Genomic DNA, 19,739 nt, shown 5'->3' on the forward strand with positions numbered 1-19,739 from the left:
ACTAATTTTTTACCTACAGGAGGTCAAAGTGTGAACATACGGTTGAAAAAGAGAATTTCCATGTTTATGGCGGGTTGTTTGCTGTTAACGACACTGCTCACGAGTTTGACGGCAGGTATCGCAAGTGCTGCCAGCACGAACACTGACTATTTGGATACGTATATCTATGGTGCGAAAGTTGTGAATCACAAAGACATGCCGTCCTGGTCGTCGAGTTATGATTCTAGCGAATTGAATTTTTTCTCGGTTTTTATGAGAGTTGCATATCCGTGCGGAGCAACACAGCTGCCCGGAATTTCGTTCTCCATGGAGGGGGACGATTATGATTGCGACGATCGTGAGTTTACGGATACAGACGTGAACCATGTAGATGGTTTTTTTAATGGCTATATTAACGTAGCGCAAATTCCAGCACTTAAGCGGATTGCCGAGGGAGGTACAGCTAGATTCCTGGTCAAAGCAGGGAAACTGGACAGTACGACGAACAACGGCGCTTACATCAAAGCTTTTACGAATGGGACGCAGCGTTGGTACGAGCATTCTACGAGCAGCGAAGCTGATAAAGAGAATGTTGACTCAGGATGGCTGACATTTGGGCCGAACGATACGATCCAGGTCCAGACTGAAACAAATGGAAGCGGTACGGAAGTCACTAACATCCGCATCTATTTCGCCGACATCGATCTGCCAACTATCTCCGATTACACGTTTACTTCGAACGGTACGGAGCATGACAACACCAAGATCAATCAAAAAGAACTATTTCTAAAAAAAGACCAGAAACTCAATTTGACTTACAACTTCAGTGAGCCTGTCAAAGCTTCCGCTCCAGTGCAAGCAGCCAAACTAACGAGTCATTACTTATTTACGAATCCAGCGGGAACGGGGCTGCCAGCCTCGGGTGAGAATCAAAGCATGAAGCTCACGCTGGCCGCAAATGAGTTAACTGATTATACAAAGGTGCTCCCTTATGTGTACACGGGTTCTGATTTCCATCATACCGGCAATCTCCCGATTTCAGATGGCGGCGAGTTGGAAACGCATCGGCTGAACGATAAGTCGCTATGGACCCAAATTGACGCGGCTGAGTTTCACGATACAGCAGGAAATCCGCTGACTCTAGATGGCTTTACGAAAGCCAGCGGCGCCAGCAGCCAATTTTTGCAAAATAAGACGGTGAATCCATTCGATTTCGCGTCGGGCCAAGGGTATCGCGTAATCATTGATGCTGTTCCGCCCAAATATACCTCTTCGGCTAACGGTATTCAACCGGATATTGTAACGGGAAGCACGCTCAACAAAGGGGATGTCATTGATTTCAAGGTGCAACTGACCGAAGATAGCGCGGTCAAGGCAGGTTTGAACGTCGGCGGACTCTATCTGTTGTTTAATAATGGGATGAAGGCCTACTACGAAAGTGGCGAAAACTCCAGTATTTGGACGTTCCGAGCAACGGTAAGCGAAAACGATCTGGACGTATCTCTGCTGAAAGCGATAGCGTTGACCCACAATGAAAAGCCGGATCAATCGGACAAAGGGGTTATTCAGGATTATGCGGGCAATCTGCTCATGGACGCCGCTAATGCAAGTAAGTCAGACAATAATGACCCGTCACAGCGGGTCCCGAATACGAAGATTGATTGGGCCAAGTTGTCCATCGATAACACGAAACCAATTCTGAGCTACATCTATGAAAATGGAGGCGCCACAGATGCGGTTTACCAGAAAACCGGGAAAATCAAGATTGATGCCAATGATCCTTCCATTACAACGCCTCCGCTTGATCCCGACGAACCTGGGAAAGTAAGGCCGAGCAGCGGGATCTATCGTCCACTGAATCTGACAGGATCGACGCCGGAAAGTTCGCCTGGGGTAGGGCTTGTCTACTACCAGTGGAGCCGAAGCGAGCTTAATCCTTTAGCTGCCAAAGATGCGGACCAATTCGCAGCGGTAAAAAGGTACTCGCTCACGGGCTTGCAACCGAGAGAAGGGCTGTACCCGGGTGAACTTCCGGATGTGAACCTGATGGTTGTGAACAATAAGACGAACTCGTTGATGCCTCCGTCTGAAGCGTTCACACCAGAAAACAGCGGGAAGTGGTACCTGCATACTTGGACAGCAGATATGACTTGGGATACGGCACGGGAACTGATGCAGGTCAACAAAATGAAAACATACAAATCCTCCAATGCTGCCCAATATGACGGATGGATAAATGAATATAAAGCAGCGCATCCAGGCAGCTCGGATACGGATGCCCAACTGTATGCAGACGGCAAAGCCATGGAAGCTGTCGGCCAATATAAAAACTTGAGCATCTGGACGCCAAATGATTTTAAACAAGATGATTCCAATTGGGTTTATGGAACTGGGATAATCTCGATCGACAACAAAGCGCCAGTAGTGTCGGCCCATATCACTAGCGGCAACAATATGGCAGAAGTTAAGGCAAGTGTAGAGGCAAGTGATGAGCACAGCGATATTGATCCGAACCAACTGTTGTTCCAATGGGTGGAACTCGGCGGGCAGCCGCAAGAGATAAGTTGGAAACGGGTCCCGGACAGCCGAACGGTTACTACGCGGAATGAAGTCCTCAAAGATGGTAAGTACGTTCTTCATCTTAGAGCTATGGATAAAGCCGGCAATCAGACGGAGACTGTGATGGACGAACAGGCCGTTGTTAACTCCAATGTGAATATTCGCTCAGCCTTCTTGCCGGAATCCTCCGAACAGTATGTGCGGAGTCGTGATATTGACTTTTCGATAGAAGGCGTATCTGTTGCAGAAGCCGTATATGCTTTCAGCTCATCGGCCGTTGTGCCTGATGCGAGTGCATTCAAAGCATTTGACTTAGCTTCAAATGCGCCGACGCCTGATCCAGGGAGCAGCGTTACAGGTGCGGTTTATACTGCGCTGAAAGATACGTCGCTGAATGGTACGCAGTACCTGCATATCCGAATCAAAGATCAAACGGAGGGGAAATATTACTTCTTCAGCAGTGCCTACAATTTTGATAACAAGGCTCCAACTGTACATTTCAGCAAAACAGAGGTCGGCTATGCCAAACCATCGCATAGTATTGATGTTGTGGCAACGGAGCTGTACGCGTCAGCCGGAATGACGACCAAGTATCAATGGATACCTACAGCGGCAGCGCCGCCAGATGAATCATCGGCGAATTGGAAATCCCTTCCGGGCAATAGCGGTACGGTGGTTATTGATAATTCGCAGATGGCTCCAGGCGAAGTCCTCGACTATACCCTGTATGTGTATGCCACAGATGGATTAGGCAACGGAGCCATCACGCATACGGGCTCTTTCAAAATCTCCAAAGAAGAACATACGCCGATTGAAGTCCTGAAGTCGGACCTTGTCTATTTGGAAGGCAATGAATCGGATGGCTATTATGCCATCACGAAGATTGAACTTAAGAGCGTGTCCAAAGAGGGTTACGAATATGCAATTTCCACGGATGACGGAGCAACATGGCATCCATGGCTGCCTTACAGCAACTTTATTAAGGTCGAAGTGGCAAGCAGCAACGTCGCACAATTGAAGCTCAAGGTCAAATTCAAATCAGATTCCGGTACGGTCAGCAATGTTGTGAATGTAGATACGAGGGATTATTCCTCTTCCATGGATCCGATTTATGGACTTGCCTCCCAGAATACACTGCGGCCAGTGGCTGGCAATGCCTTGCTGACCATCACGGTGAAGCCTGGCATCAAGGTAGTTCCTGCGCCGATTACTGAGAATCAAATACTCCCTGTACGGACGAAGGGCAATAACTTTGAAGTTAGCCTGAATGGCGTATACACCTTTGATCTTACGGATGTGACGGATGATACCCGCAAAGATAAGTTGGTTATCGTTGTGAAGAACGTGGATAATACGGCGCCAAAAGGCGCAATCGAGCGAAGTGTAGCCGGTCCAACAACGGAGAATGTCCGTGTGAAACTTACGACCGATGAGGATGTTCGCATCAAGAACAACGAGGGGCGTTCCACGTATCTATTCACGGAAAACGGCACATTCACATTCGAGTTCGAGGATGAAGCAGGGAATGCGGGCACGGCTACAGCCGTTGTTGATACGATTGACAGAAGTCAGCCGTCAGCTCATATCGTGAAGTCCTACAGCTACGGAAGTCGCGGCGAGAAGACGTTCAAAACGGTAAAAGATGCCATGGGTCATGTGGTTATGGCGCAGGGGGCAACCTTCGGCGTTGAGAAAAACCAAGCGAGTGACAAAGATTTCATCATCGTAAGAAAACCGAAACAGTCCACGCTGTATGAGAACGGCGGAGTGGAATTCACCATTGCGGACCAGATGGGCAATACTTCCGTCCTGGAGGAGAACATCACGACGATTGTCACCAAGCTGCCGGATCCCGAGCTTATCGAATACGCCTTTGTTAATGACAACGGGCAGCTTCTGACTCAGGATCAAACAGCCTTGATTGGCGGCAAACGGTATGCCAAAGGCAAAATGAGAGTTACCCTTCACGGCAAAGTGGATGCGCCTAATCAAGTTTTCCGAGGAACGGTGCCAGTTTCGGAAGGAGCAGGCTACGTTAATCTAATCAGTGATGTGACTGGGAAGTATGACTATGCGATGACTTACGGCACGAATGGCGAGATACGAGTGGCCCTGAGCGATCTTTTAGGAAATACGAATATCTCGCTCATCAAGGTTGAAGGGCTCGACAATACAGCTCCAACTATTCGCCTGAATAGTGCTTACACCGCGATTGCGCAAAACAAGAAAGACTTCAACCCGCTTGTTGATCTTGGCGGCTATACGGTTTCAGATAATGTCTCGGAAGCTCGCAATCTGAAAGTTACGGTAGATCAATTGGATATTTCCAAGCTGGGCAAGCAATCGGTGATCTATACCGTTACGGATGAAGTTGGCAATTCAACGAGCATCAAACAAGAAGTCGTCGTGCTTTCAAGTGCTGGTTTGCTTATCGTGGGCAATGATCAAGTCTTGTCTTCCGCATCCAGTGAAAGCATTTTATTGGATCGAAATGATATTACGTTCACGATATCAGGTTACAACCTGATGAATGTTGACGGGGAAAGTAAAGTCAATGAACGTGGAACCTTCGATATTTTATACCACAGCGGTTTATATCGAGAAGGACAAATGAAGTATATTGCCCAGAAAATCACGATGGAACAGCTGATCAACCATAAATTCGAAGTTGTTTTCCCGGAAACAGGTTGGTATACGATTATTGTTAGAACACAAGAACGCGAGAGGGAGTTTGCTACCTTCTTCATCGGCAGAATGAATAAATAGACAGGCAGACAACGAAGGAGCCATTGTGAATGAGAGCTATTAGGAAATGTTTGGCTATTCTGATATTCGTCACACTCGTTATGAACTTTCCGTTAGCCGTCTTGGCTGATGGACTTAATGCCAAAGACGTGACGGTGCTCAGCAACAGCTTTATCAAAGTAACCGTCGATAATCACTCCGGACGATTCGCGATTCGTACTGTGGATGGACAGCCGGTGCGCAAGAACGATCAGCAAGTGGATATGATGTTTAGAGGTGATGATCCAGAATCATCGTTTACGACGTTCCGGATTGACGGTACAGACTATATTTTCGGTAATCCTTATAAATTTGGCGTTAACTTCCTATCCGAAGTGACGCCTCCCAAGATTGTCAACAACACCGATGGGACAAGACAGATTGAAACGGTCTGGACCATCAAAGGCGTAGAGATCAAACAAATCATTATGTTGTATATGGATGTCAAAGATAAGAAGAATTCCGGCAATGTGAATGTCCGTTACGAAGTGACCAATCACTCGGGTGCTGATATTCAAGTGGGTTCACGGATGCTGCTTGACACGATGGTCGGGGGCAATGACGGGCCTGCGTTCCAAGTGGGGACAGCGTATAAAGTGCCTTTGCAAGTCGAAAGAAAGCTCGTCGATGAATCCAAATTGGACGGGAGCATTAGTCCGGAGGAAAAACCTTTGTATACATTGCCTGCCTATTGGGTGATGAAGGACAAATACGATTTGACGAACCCGCTGGCGACCAATGTGGTTGCCTATGGTTTTAATAATTTCTCGGAAAAAGATATTAATATTGTCGATGAGATGATCGTCGGTCATTGGAATAAAATGGCCAATACCAAGTGGGATTATCAGGTTAATCCCAATCTGGATTTCACAACGGATACCAACGATTATGGTACTGCCGATTCAGCGGTTGCCTTGTACTGGAACCCTGATCCTGTCTTGAAGGAAGCAACGAAGACATTTGAAACGGTATACGGACTTGGTGAAATTGTAGAGCCTGATAAAGTTTTTTCCATCCGATATATCGATCCTGTCAATCAACTGGCAACGACCCAAGATGGCAGTGCCTACGACAATGAGGGCGTGTTTAACGTTGTTGCCGAAATAGAAAATTTGCCTGCTTTCCAAATGGAACAGTCGCGGATCGATGCCGAACTGCAGCTGGCAAACGGGCTTAAGTTCGTCGATCTTGACGAAAGAGGGCAGATCAAACGCGATGGCAACGGCCACATCATGACCAAGACATCAGATAGATCTTCGATTTCGTTCAAAAAAGAAGCCACGCCGGAAGAAGCGCAAAATGGCATCCAACCCAAATTTAAGCCTGGGGAAACTGTAACGGCTTCCTTCAAAGTCGTAGCGAAGGGCAAAGCGTGGCCGACGACCAAAGAGTATATGCTGACGGCCAGCAGTCCTGAAACCGAATTAAAGCTGGAAAATGTGAAAGATGAATCGATTAAGGCGCAGTACACGTCCAATAAGGCTAACTTTGTCTTTTTGCCTGCTGTAGGCCAAGGTTCACAGACATTCGTGTATGCGATGTCGCCTAAGGAAGCTTATACGACGGATGTGAAATACATTACGCTCAATTTAAGCAATATTGAAGCTTATACGACCGGCAATGCAACTGCTGACCCGAATTTCGATCTCTATCTGAAGGAATCTGCAACGGGACACCGCTACAAAGTGCCTGTGAAGAATTCCGTGATTCTGCAGCCGACGGGTGACGGGCTTGTCGGAGATATGCGGATTACTTACCGTACGGGCGACCTTGTCGACACGAAAGGTGTTGTCATGAAGGACGCCGACGGCAAGGAAATGAGAGATTTGGGCGCTGCCCTGCCGCTTGGCGAGTATCAAGTCGAGATCGACTACAAAGGCGATAGCGGGGATGACCCGGACGGAGCCAAACTGTACGATATCACGACGAGCCAACGTTTTGTTGTCAGCGAGAATGAAGAAGCCAGAGTGAAGAAGGCTAATCTATTGGCCGTCGTGAAGAAGATGGTTAATTTAGGCCAAGGCTTGACAGATGCAACGAAAAAAGAACTGGAAGAGGCTTACCCAGGATATACCGCAAATGGCAGCTTCCAAACACACAAGACACTTTTTAACCAAGTGAAGGGGCTATTGGAGCAAGGGAGTAAACTTGCCGATCCTGAACTGGATCTCACGACGATGCTGCCGGAAGCTCGCGTGCCGGCTTATCGCTTGGTAGCTTTTGAGAGTGAAGAAGAGCTGGACACGTTCAAAGAAAAAGCCGAGCAAACCCATCAGGAGGTACTCGTTGAAATCGAAGGGATGATCAACCGTATCGGATCAGGCAATGAAGCCAAATATGTCGTCGATACGAAGTCGGAGCCCGCCATTATTAATAAAAGCGTCGCTTATCGCGGGAAGGACATGGTTTTCTCGAACGGACAGCTGGATGTCTTAGGACTTGTCGGGAAAATTCCAGGTTACAAAGGGATTCCTTTCTTTAATACGCTGAATGTAAAAGGGGATGGCTTGCTGACCGTGGCAAGCAGCGGGTTTGTGTTCCATCAGGGAGAATGGACGCTGGATTTCTTCAATGGTTTTGACAAGTCCTTAGCGGAAGGAGAAAAAGAGGAGAAAGCGGACAAGGGCGGCGAAGACGAGTCGTTGAATGGCTCCTTGAAATGGGCAGCCGGCGAGCTCGGCGATCGCTTGAATCCGCTTAGGCAGCTATTAATTCACGATGTTTATTTCAACAAACATAGTTTGTTTGCAGCGCCAAGCTTTTCGATAAGCGGATTCGGACTGAAGTTCAACGATTTCATCCTGCGTGAAGACGGCGTCTCCTTCGGAGGAAGCATTGCAATGAAAATTGCGGATGCGGAAATCAAGAACGTTAAATTTAATGACAAAGGTTTTGTGGGTATTGATGCCGATTTGAAATTCGAGTTGTCGAAGAGCATGGGTCTCATTGACAGTTCTGAATCAGAGGGTGAAGACGAGAAACTGGCTTCCGGGGAATTCAATCTCGTACACTACGAGCAAAAGCAAGCGGGGGTCGAGAACAAGTACGATCTTAATTTTGATGCTAATCTTCGCGGCATTACGCAGGTACATGTCGAGATTGCCTTCAAACAGGTTGCAGACAAGCGGATTCTTCCCAATGTCATTGCCTTCTCGGCGGACTTGGGCGATCCCGGTGTTCTGATCGCAGGCGGGACGTATTTAACAAGCGTTCGCGGAGCGATCCGTGAGCTGGCAGATACGATTGCTGGAGGATCCAGCGATGTTCCTTTGACCATCGAGGCCGGAGCCGACGTCTCCTTTGGCGTGAAACCGGCAACGTTCTACGGCAGCATCGATATGACATTGAGACGATCCGGCATTAAGCTGGTCGGTAGAATGGACTATCGAGCGAGCTCAACGTCTGATCGCGTAGAGATGCTCAAGGAGGCCACGGTCTCTGCACAGTGGATGACGCCTTGGTTTGTCAGCGCATCCGCCGAAATCGATGTTATGGGCTGGGACTTGATCATCGGGAAAGCTTCGATCTTCCTGGGGCAGAATTTACTCAAAAACCGCATCGATTTCGAAGGCTTCGTCAGCGCGCGAGTCCAGGTGCCAGGCAAAGTGCCAATTCTCGGGGGCATGTCTCTCGGAGGTGTCTCCTTGGGAGCCAACAATGACAAGATGTGGGGCGGCGTCTCCATCCTCTTCTTTAGCCTAGGCATCACCTATTACTTCAACGGAGGCGTCGAATTCGGTACTTCAGGAGAAGGCTTGCCAGAGGGACTGCTTTACTTGCAAGTGCAGGATCCGGAGACAGGACCGAAATTGGTCGTATTCGGAGAAGGCGTTCAGACCATGGCGACTTCATGGGTGTCCCAAGAGGATGCTGTTCATGAAATCCAGTATCACAGCGTCGCTGAAGGTGTTGAGATGTTGGATAATGGCTCCATGAACGTTGGAATCGGTGGCATTAAAGTAGCGGACGAAGGAAAGCTTCATGAGATTCCGATGAACAAAATTACCGGCGATGCCCTGCTTGAGCTTACTTATAACGGCCTAACAGCGCCTAATTTTGTATTCAAAGACAACAACGGCAAAGATTTTAAACTCATCTATGATGAAACCAGAACGAATGCTCAAGCAAACGCATTTACACAACAAATAACAACGGATGGCGTTTCATCCAAGAAAGTCTACATTGCTATTCCGCATGATCGTATTGGCGGGAGCATATGGAAGCTGTACGCAGATCAAGCTGTGGAGTCCAAGCTGTTGAACATTCCGCAAGCGGCGCAGCTTGACGAAATCAAGCTGGATCCAAGTCAAACGGATGCGAACAAGTTTACCGCAACCTGGAAAGTGAATCATGCCAAACCAGGCGATACGGTCAGTCTGTATCTCACCAAGGATGCCGTGAGCGATACGAAACAGGCTTTCAATGAAGAGATCAAGGCTCCCGGCGATACGGGATTAATCATCGCCAAAGACTTGAAAGTTGCCAATTTAGGCGGCTTGTCCGGCAGCGTAACATCCGGACAAACCGAAATAGATGTCACGAAAGTGCCTCTTCTTGGCGACACGGAAGATATTCGCGGCTTGCTGTCGCAAGGGAATTATTATTTGCGTGCGGAGTTGAAATCGGCAAGCACCTTCCAGACGAAGACGACGAAGAACAAGTTCGACATCATCGATCCGCTCGCACCTTCACCTGTCAGTGACGTGACAGTAAAACCAGCAGGCAACGGTTATTTTGAACTGTCCTTTAAGCCTGCGGGAAGAAAGTTGAATCAAACCGATGCGGAACTCAGCTACGCGATTGATGTTCTTCAGGAAGCGAATGGGAAACTAGGCGCATATCCGAACTTCGCATCGCAGCAATGGACGGAAGCAGAGCTCGCGCCTTACTGGAATAAGACAAGCGGCAAGTACGAACATATTCGTCTTGGCGGCTGGACAGCGAACTCCAACTCAAGCCAAGTTAATCAAGCGAGCTTGGCTGGTCAGCCTGTGGAAGGGAAAATCAAGTATACCGGCTTGGAAGTTGGACAATCGTATGTTGTTGGCGTTTCGGCAGCAGCCAAGCCGTCCAAAGCAGCCGACAAGCATCAGAATGATCATTATGCAGAGCGGGTAAACACGGCTAGCACACTATTGCCTGTACCAAGCAAGCCCAAGCTTACTGCGCAAGTCAGCCAAGCGAAACAGCTCAGCGCTGTGCCAAGCTCCTTCCTGGAAGTACTGACGAATCAGAAGGAGCAAAGCATTACCATTACCTCGGATCAAAAAAATGTGGAGGTAGAAGCGATCTATGACGACAAATCAATCGGCATAATAGGGCTGGCGGATCAGTCGACAGGCAGCACAGGCAAGTTACAGCTCACTACGTTTAAGACCGATGGCAAATATGCCATTGAACTTAGAACACGGAATAAAACGACAGGTGATTACTCCGTCACGATGCTGTATTTGACGGTCGATACGATGGCGCCTGTGATTTATATCGATACACCGTTAACGGGCGAACGGACGAAGAACGGTAAAATCAAAGTGTCCGGCACTACGAGCAATGATGCGACGCTCAAGGTCAATGGCCAATCCGTTGCGGTGAGTCAGAACGGCAAGTTTGAAGGCGAAGTGGCGGCTGTCAGCAGCGATGCGACGTTCACCATCGCCTTTGAGGCAAGCGACCTTGCTGGGAACAGCAATAAGGCATCTGTAATGCTGACCAATGGTGCATTTCAAGTACCTGTTGCCTTAGTGCTTAGAAAAGTGCCGAATCTCAAAGTCAACGAGTCCGCACAAGTAAAGGCCTACTTACGGATGGCTAACGGCAAGAATGAGGTCGAGGCTGATGCCAGCAAGCTGACCTTCACCAATTACCTCGGAGAAGCGATCTCCGTAACCGGAAACGGTGCTGTGAAAGCACTGAAAGTCGGAGCGGGCATTGCCAAAGCGGAGTACAAACTATCAGATGAGATGTCGCTGCAAGCGATGACAGTTATTAACGTGGAAAGCACAATCATCGCCAATACTGCTGAAATAGCGAATAATGGCAAAGCGACCAAACTCAACATCATTTCCGCGGGAGATTTAACGGACGCAGCGCTTGTATATCGCTTGTATCCTAAGTCTGAAGGGACACCGGTTGCGCCTGTTTATCAGGATGATGTGAGCGGTTGGCTGCCAATTCCTGCCGACGGTATTATACCTGCTGTGGAAGGTGACAAATTGGCGGTTGCCAAGCAGCCTAAGGGCGGCAAGCTGAATATCGGGGTTACCGGACTTATGCCAGCAGCTATTTGGACAGTTAGGAGTGGCGGCCCTGGTGGCGGAGGAATGCCTCCAGCCAATTCGGATATTCGGGTCGGTGGCGAGAAAATTGCCTCGGATCGCAAAGATGATCGTATCTATGCGAAAATCACTGATTCGCTGGGAATGAATAATGGCAAAGCGACGCTGCTTATCCAATCTGAAGATAAGACGGCTAACGGTTACGAGTTTGACATTAGTCAAACAAGGCTGGCACAAGCGGTTAACAGCAAGCAAACGATCAGCTTTGAACTGCCTTTTGCCGAATTATCCTTCCCGGCTGCAGCAGCCGTTGGTATTGAACAAGATCTGAAAGTGAAGATCGATAAAAATAGCAGCAGTGTACAAAACAGTTTCCGACAGATTGCAAATGAGCTTCAGGCGAATGTGCTGGGCGATGGGCAAGGCGCTAGCTTCGATCTTCCATTGCCGAATGGCTACAAAGATCGCAGTGTTAATGCCAAAGTAGCCATCCCTGCGAATGTGAACGCCAAAGAAATTACAGCCGTTGTCGTGCGAGATGCGAATGGGAATTGGACAACGGTGCCATGGAAGCTGGAAGTAGTGCATAACCAGCCTTACGTCAGTTTAACTTTGACAGGCAGCGGCAGTGTGGCCTTCTTCAGCAATCATAAGAATTTCGTCGATGTCGACGAACAGGATTGGGCGAAACAAACCATCAGTGAAGCAGCCGGCCAACTGTTCATGCTGGGCAGAACAGCCGATCGCTTCGATCCGAATCTTTCTATTACAAGAGCGGAGTATCCAACAGTGCTACTGAGAGTGCTTGGTCTGATGAACCAACAAGCGGTTCACTCCTTTGCAGATATTAACCAGGAAGACTGGTACAACCGGAGCGTAGCAATCGCAGCAGATCAAGGGATTGTGAATGGCTTCCAAGACGGGACCTACAAGCCTAATGAGGAACTGTCGAGAATGGAAGCAATGATCATGGTTAGTCGCAGCTTGAAGCTGATTGGCGCTAATAGCACGATCACGGAAAGCCAAGTGAACGAGACACTTGGTGCATTCAAGGACGATGCGTCCATTCCGGATTGGGCTCGAGAAGCAGTTGCTTTGTGCATCAAGGCCGGCATTATTACAGGACAGGATCAATCGATCAATCCTGCGGCCCCTCTCACCAGAGCGCAAGCGGCGGCGATTGCCATGAGACTGAGTCATCTTATGGTCGTGAGCAATCCTTAAATTCTGAGATGAGATCAATAGAGCGGGACGGTGCAATATGCGGTTAAAAAGTAAAAGAGTCGGTCTTATGATGCTCTCGGCAGTTATCTTGTCCCTCTCGGCAGCGGCATTCATGGTGTATGCGGCTAATGACAGTTGGGAAGACCATGCGTCGACGAGCTGGTACAATGAGGATTACAAGACCTTTACCATCGATACGGAAGAGAAACTGGCCGGGGTTGCCAAGCTGGTTAACAACGGTGTGACAGATTTTGATAAAAAGGTGCTGGAAGTTAGTGCTAACTTAGACTTGTCAGCTCATAAATGGGAGCCGGTCGGAAGCGCTAGCCATCCGTTTCGCGGAACCTTGGTGGGAAAAGCAGGACAGATGATGAATCTGTCCGGCCTTACCATCGCAAGCAGCAGTAAGCAAGCTGGGCTTTTCGGCTACCTAAGCGGAGCTACAGTTGGAGGCTTCCACGTGCTGGGCAATATTCAAATCAACAGCACGGAAGGCGTCCAAGTCGGTGCTATTGCCGGATTCATGGATCAAAACAGCATCGTATACAACATACGAAATGAAGCATCGATCCGCGTTACCTCGACCAAAGAAGCCTATGTCGGCGGTGTTGTGGGCGCTGGCTCCGGCGAGTTGTCCGACATTGTCAATCAGGCGGGCGTTACGCTGAACGGTTCCACAACGGGAGTTGTTGGCGGTATCGCAGCAGCCTCAACAGGCGGTTCTGGCCTTTCGCTGAAGAAAATCGAAAATACAGGCGCGGTAACGGTGACAGGCAGCGTATATCAAGCGAATGTGGGCGGTATTCTTGGCTTGGCGAACGCTTCGCTTTCTATGAAGGATCAAAATACGCTGATCACCAACAGCGCTTTGATCACGGCAACGAACAACACGAGCAGCGTGATCGGCGGTATTGTGGGCCGAGTGGAGACCGGGGCGGTTGTGACATTTTCCAATCTGACTTCAAACAAGGGGAACATCTCGGTGTTGGCACCGGGATCGAAGGGGTCATTTGTCGGAGGGCTCGTGGGGTCCTTCGAACATGATATGCTGCTGGACGTTCCTTTCACTCAAACAGGCACCATTACCAATCAAGCGGGATCATCCATCTTCACAGGTGGCGTAACCGGAATTGTCTATGGCGACTTCACGTTGGGACAAAACTTCGTTAACACCGTTCCTATCATCGTTAACGGGGATAGTGAACTGTATACAGGCGGGATTGTCGGAAAAGCGGGAGGAACCGTTACATTTACCAATACGGTTCAAAATAAGGCGTCCCTGCAAGTATCGGGAACCGGGGATCAGGTGTTCACGGGCGGCCTTGTAGGCTTCGCAGGCAACCGACTCCTCTTTAACAGCACGGTTAAAGACGCTTATATAAACAGCGGGCAGATCACAGTGTCCGGCGCGTCGGAGATATACACAGGCGGTATTGTTGCGAATAAAGCGTATGTAAAGGCAGCGAATAACGTGCTCAGCAAGGGTGACATTACAGCCACTGGGGCGCAAAAATTGTACACAGGCGGTTTCGTTGGGATTGTATCCGGCAGCGATACGAATATGAGCAGCGAATCATTCAGCAATAAAATAACGGTCACAGCCTCTTCCTTAGGAGAAGACAGTGCAGTTTATACAGGTGGTATCGTAGGATACTACGGAGTGAACGGAACACTAGCGAGCCCGGCATTTGCGGGACAGCTGACGGTGACAGGCGGCAAGGGCGCCAGTACCGGAGGAGCAGCCGGTTATGTAAGCGGCGGGACGATCACGGGAGCGACGATCGGTGGCACAAGCGCAAGCTTCGCCAAGTTGGTTTCCGACGGTCGCGTTGGTGGTATCGCTGGTTATTTGGATGGAACGGCAGCGGCGTCCAGTGTCCGATTTACAGCTATTCAATCGAGCGGAGCCAGCGGCTTCGCGGGAGGCGCAGCTGGTCAAGCCAAAGGTACGGTGACCGGCGTGACGGTCGGCTTGGCAGAAGCGGAGAATAATGACTCAGCTGCGATCAGAGTCACAGCGGGGAATACGGCAGCTGGCGGCATCGTCGGCGCAGATGACGGGGCACTCTTGATCGCTAACAGCACGGTGAACAAGATGACCATAACTGCCGAGAGTGGTGCAGATCGTGTTCGAATCGGTGGTGTGGCAGGAGTCGCTTCCGCAAGTGTTACCAGCGGGCAAGCGATCGTCGTTCATAACGTTGCGCTTACAACCCAAGGAGCGGAAAGCTTGGTTGGTGGCGCCGTGGGCGACAACGGCGCACTGCTGACAGGACTCGTGGTCAACAACGGAACTATCGAGACACGGGGAGCCGCCAGCGCGATCGGCGGCATCGCCGGATTTACGCGAGGGGATATCTTGAATCCGCGGGTGTATGCAGAAGAAGGCGGTATATTGAAATTTACCGCGAATGGCAAGGACTCCGCGGTCGGCGGTATCGTTGGCATCGCGGAAGATAGTGTTATCAGAGGCAACGGTCAAGACGGCAATGTGACAGGCGTTGCGATTACGACTTCGAGTACGGCCAGCGGTGCTCAAGTTGGCGGTATCGTAGGCCGCAGCAATAAGGCGTCGCTTCAAAACATCGTCGCCGAAAGTCCTGTACTCACCGTTTATGGTGTTGGGACACAGGCTGGCGGACTGGCGGGTCAGATGAAGGACGCGTCGATTACACAGTCCTATGCGCTAGGCGTTCTGCCTGATTATATGCTGCTAAGCGTTTATGGCAGTGATTCACACGCAGGCGGTCTGGTGGGTCAGGCTGAGCGAATTAGTGTGACAGGCAACGCTGTGAAGAACAATGTGGAGAACTTGTCGCTCGTTGTTGACAGCCTTGCGAGCGGAGTACACGCAGGTGGATTTGTTGGAACGAATATCGAGAGTAAAGTTGAAAAGGTATTCGGCGCATTCATCAGCCTGACGCCCAAAGGTCAGAGGTCCGTCGTTGGCGGAATGACAGGCTATAACAAAGGCGCAGAGACAGCGGTGCTGAATTTAAACTTCATTGAGTCATTAGCTATTAATGCCGCGGGCACAGCCGTCTCTTCAACGATTGGCGGCATGATCGGTCTCAATGACGCAAGAAGCGGGCAAGCCGATGCGGCTGTGATTGAGAAGGCCGTCAGCACGGTGCAAAACAGCCGTGTTCTGGGCAAAATAATCGTCCATGCGCAGTCCGCGATTACGGGCGGCATGATCGGCGAGAATCGCAGTATTTTGGCCAATAACAGCATTGCCGAGAAGCTTCCGGTCACCTCAGACGGGAACAACGGTGTTGTTGGCGGTCTGGTTGGCCGAAATACTGGAACGATCTATTATACGTATTCCAATGCACTTCTAAGCGTCAGCGGCGCATCAACAGTCGCAGGAGGACTTGCCGGAGAAAACAATGGTAACGTTATTGCTTCCTATATTGAAACCGACCTGACTGGCAATGCTGTCGGCACGAGCGGGAATTATGCGCTCCTAGGCGGTTTGGTCGGCAAGAATAACGGCACCGTAGACAAAAGTTTTACAGCGGCTAAAGTAACGGCGAATGGTGCAAACACGTATGCCGGCGGTTTGATTGGCGGAAATACAGGTACGATGATCAACACCTATTCCGCAAAAGAGGTCACGGCAAATGCCAAAGATGCCTATGCGGGAGGCTTAATTGGTCTAATGAAGGCAGGCAGTGTCAAAGGCAGTTATTCCGCAGGTCAGGTGAATGGCAACAATGGAGCATTGGCTGGGGGCTTTGCAGGTTATTACGACAATGTGAGCCGAGATCTCATCGACAATTCGTATTATGTGAAGGATGCCAAGCTGGCGATCAACAGCGATCGTCTTGATTTTGGCGGCGGTACCTATGACGAACTGAAGGCGAGTTCGCGTCTCAGTCCGATTCTTGCGGCTTCTCTCGCGAATCGGGAGACGTTCCCTGTTGAATCCAAGTGGACCTTCAGCGATACGGCATGGCGGTTTGGTTCTTTGAACGCTGTCTATCAATACCCTGAACTTAATTTGAGCGCCAACACCGGAGGCACACCGGGCGGTTCGAATGGGGGAAGCGGCAACGAGGTTAACATGAACATCAATTGGTATACCAAAAAACCATCCGCCTTACGCTTTGTCATCCAAACTGAAGCCGATCTGGCGGGGTTGGCGGGGATTGTGAATGGCACGATTACGGGGATGGAGCCGTTTGATTTCAAAGGCCGGGAAATTGATCTGACAGCGCCGATTCGTCTGCAATCCAATCAATGGGTACCTATTGGCAATAAGGAACAGACTGCGTTCGAGGGATTATTTAGAGGCAATCAATTGTTGATTAGCGGGCTTCAGGTCACAGCCAACTCGTATGCCGGATTGTTTGGTGTTATCGGACAGTACGCAACTGTGCAGGATATGAAAATAGAGCCTATCTCCGTCGAGGGGAATCAGTATGTCGGTGCTCTGGCTGGCTATAACAAAGGCATTGTTACGCAAATTCAAGTTACATTACCCAAACAAGCCAAAGTGGCTAACGGAACCTTCGTCGGCGGCTTGGCAGGAGTCAATGCAGGCTCGATTGCGCAAGCATCTGTACAAGGTTCGATGATCGGAAATGGGACAGCGCTCGGCGGTATCGCCGGTAATAATTTGTCCGCAGCTTCGATTACGCAAAGTTTTTCCTACTCGGATCTATGGGTCAGCTCTGGTGCGCCACATGCAGGCGGTATTGCCGGCGAGAACCATGGAATGATTGCAGACAGCTACAATTCGGGAACGGTGACGGCGAGCGGGATGACCTTATCCAGAGCAGGCGGCATCGTCGGTTATGGCCCGGAAGGCTCCATTGAAGATTCAATGAACAGCGGACAAATCTCCGCTAACGTCAATGGCGCCCTAGCCAAGGGCCAAACATTCTTTGGTGGCATTGCAGGACAGTTGGGTCAGCGAGCGACGCTTCGCAACAATATTTTCGATGAACAGATGCTTCAGCTGAAAACGGCTTATTACAGCGAAGCGGGCAATCGGATGCCGACAGAAGTGAACAAAGCGACAGCGATGAAAACGGCAGACTTTGTAAAAGCAGATTTGCCTGCTGGGCTTGATCGCTCTGTTTGGAAAGCGAAGGCAGGGTATTACCCGCAATTAGCCGTATTTAATGGTACGACCGAAAGCGATCTGTCGACTGCCGCGGTTATTTTGAATGCAGATGATAACGCATATCGTACTGTCAGATACTACTATACGCAAACGATGGACCCAACCTTGAACTGGGCGACCCAAACGAGCAGTGAACAAACGCTCTTGACGGTGTCCAAGAATGGCAAAAACAGGACGATCGCCATCAACAAGAAGCCAGTTTTGTATGCGGAGACCGCTGGAAAACCGACGGGCACTGACCCAGCCGATTTCAAGGATAAATTCGATGTGACGCTTGCAACGACGGAGCCTGACGGCATCATCTACTATACGGTGGACGGCCGGGATCCGACAGTAAACTCACTCGTGTATGGGCAGTCTATAACACTGGATCGTACAACAACGATCAAAGCTATTGCTTTTGTTGAGGGGAAAAACAATAGCGAAATTTTCGCGGCTACCTACAAGAAAATGATAGCTGGCGGAGGAGGCGGAGGCTTCTTCCCTCCGGTCGGCACGACGGTTGAGGTGCTTGTCAACGGCAAAGCGGAGTCGGCTGGCAGCGAAACGACTTCAGTGAACGGATCCGTTATCACCTCAACGATTGTTCTTAACGAGCAAGTGTTAGCCAAGCTGCTGGAGCAGCAAGGTGAGAAATCGGAAATTAAGATTCAGTTCGCCAATCGCGCTGACATCACGATCGGCGAGCTGAGCGCCGACTTCATCAAGAAGATGGAGAGCAAGAAAGCTACTCTTATTGTGGATACAGGGAAGGCTAGCTACAGCATTCCAGCGCAGCAATTCAATGTGAAGGCCATCGCCGAGAAACTCGGGCCGGGTGCTGCGTTGAAAGATATCAAAGTGCGCATTGAAATGCGCGCTGCTGCACCAGAGCTGGCGAAGCGGCTTCAAAGCTCGGCTGCAGCAGGCGGATACACACTGTTGACTTCCCCGGTAAGTTTTAAGGCGACTTACACGTATGGTGAAAATACTTATGAAGTCGGTAATTTCGACACTTACGTGGAGAGAGCGATTATCTTGCCTGACGAAGCGGCAGCAAGCAAGCTGTCTACGGCCATTGTCGTGGACCAGGAGGGCACCGTTCGTCATGTCCCTACCCAGATCCGGCAGGTGGGCGGTAAAAGTTATGCAATCATCCGCACGCAGGCAAGTAGCGGCATGTACGCTCTGATTGCCAGTCCCACATCATTCGCTGATGTCGCGGCACACTGGGCTAAAGATACGATTAATGATTTGGGCGCTCGTTTGATTCTAGGCGGCGTTAGTGAGGAATTATTTGAGCCGGACCGTGATATCACCCGCGCCGAATTCGCGACCATTATGGTGAAAGCATTGGAGCTCAAAGCGGATGCGGGGAACATGCCATTTGGCGATGTCCACGATTCGGACTGGTACGCTCCTTATATCCAAGCTGCCCAGCAGCATGGCCTTATTTCCGGGTATGAAGACGGCACGTTTGGCTCCCTGGATGCCATTTCCCGCGAGCAGGCCATGACGATCATAGCCAGAGCCATGCAGCTCACAGGATTGGGAGCGACGCTTGCAACCAGCGAAACAGATCAGCAGCTGGCAGGCTTTGCAGATGCACCAGGTGCTGCTGAGTATGCAAGATCAGGCATAGCCGCAAGCTTGAAAATGGGGCTCGTCTCCGGCCGATCAGAGGCCGAGCTTGCTCCCAGCGCCAACATGACGCGCGCAGAAGTTGCCGCCATCATCCGAAGATTATTGCAGAAATCCGGCTTGATTTGAGTAACACGCACACCGGATTCCTCCTATTGATACTGTGT

Annotated in this window: 3 protein-coding genes; all 3 read left to right on the plus strand. The window is 50.0% G+C overall.

The features are described 5' to 3' along the window. Window positions 1-30 precede the first annotated feature (30 nt). Genes LOZ80_RS37525 through LOZ80_RS37535 form a run of 3 tightly spaced genes read left to right on the plus strand, consistent with a single transcriptional unit; the run spans window position 31 to window position 19,701 of the window. Window positions 31-5,304, plus strand: coding sequence for a DUF5011 domain-containing protein (locus LOZ80_RS37525; RefSeq protein ID WP_238169249.1), 5,274 nt, complete (start codon window positions 31-33; stop codon window positions 5,302-5,304). Between the two features lie 29 nt (window positions 5,305-5,333). Next, on the plus strand, window positions 5,334-12,821 hold the full coding sequence (locus LOZ80_RS37530) for an S-layer homology domain-containing protein (protein WP_238169250.1): 7,488 nt from the start codon (window positions 5,334-5,336) through the stop codon (window positions 12,819-12,821). A gap of 37 nt (window positions 12,822-12,858) precedes the next feature. Further along, window positions 12,859-19,701 (plus strand): S-layer homology domain-containing protein, encoded by a 6,843-nt coding sequence (locus tag LOZ80_RS37535; RefSeq protein ID WP_238169251.1) that lies wholly within the window; start codon window positions 12,859-12,861, stop codon window positions 19,699-19,701. Window positions 19,702-19,739: the final 38 nt, after the last annotated feature.

Source organism: Paenibacillus sp. HWE-109, from assembly GCF_022163125.1.
Classification (GTDB): domain Bacteria; phylum Bacillota; class Bacilli; order Paenibacillales; family NBRC-103111; genus Paenibacillus_E.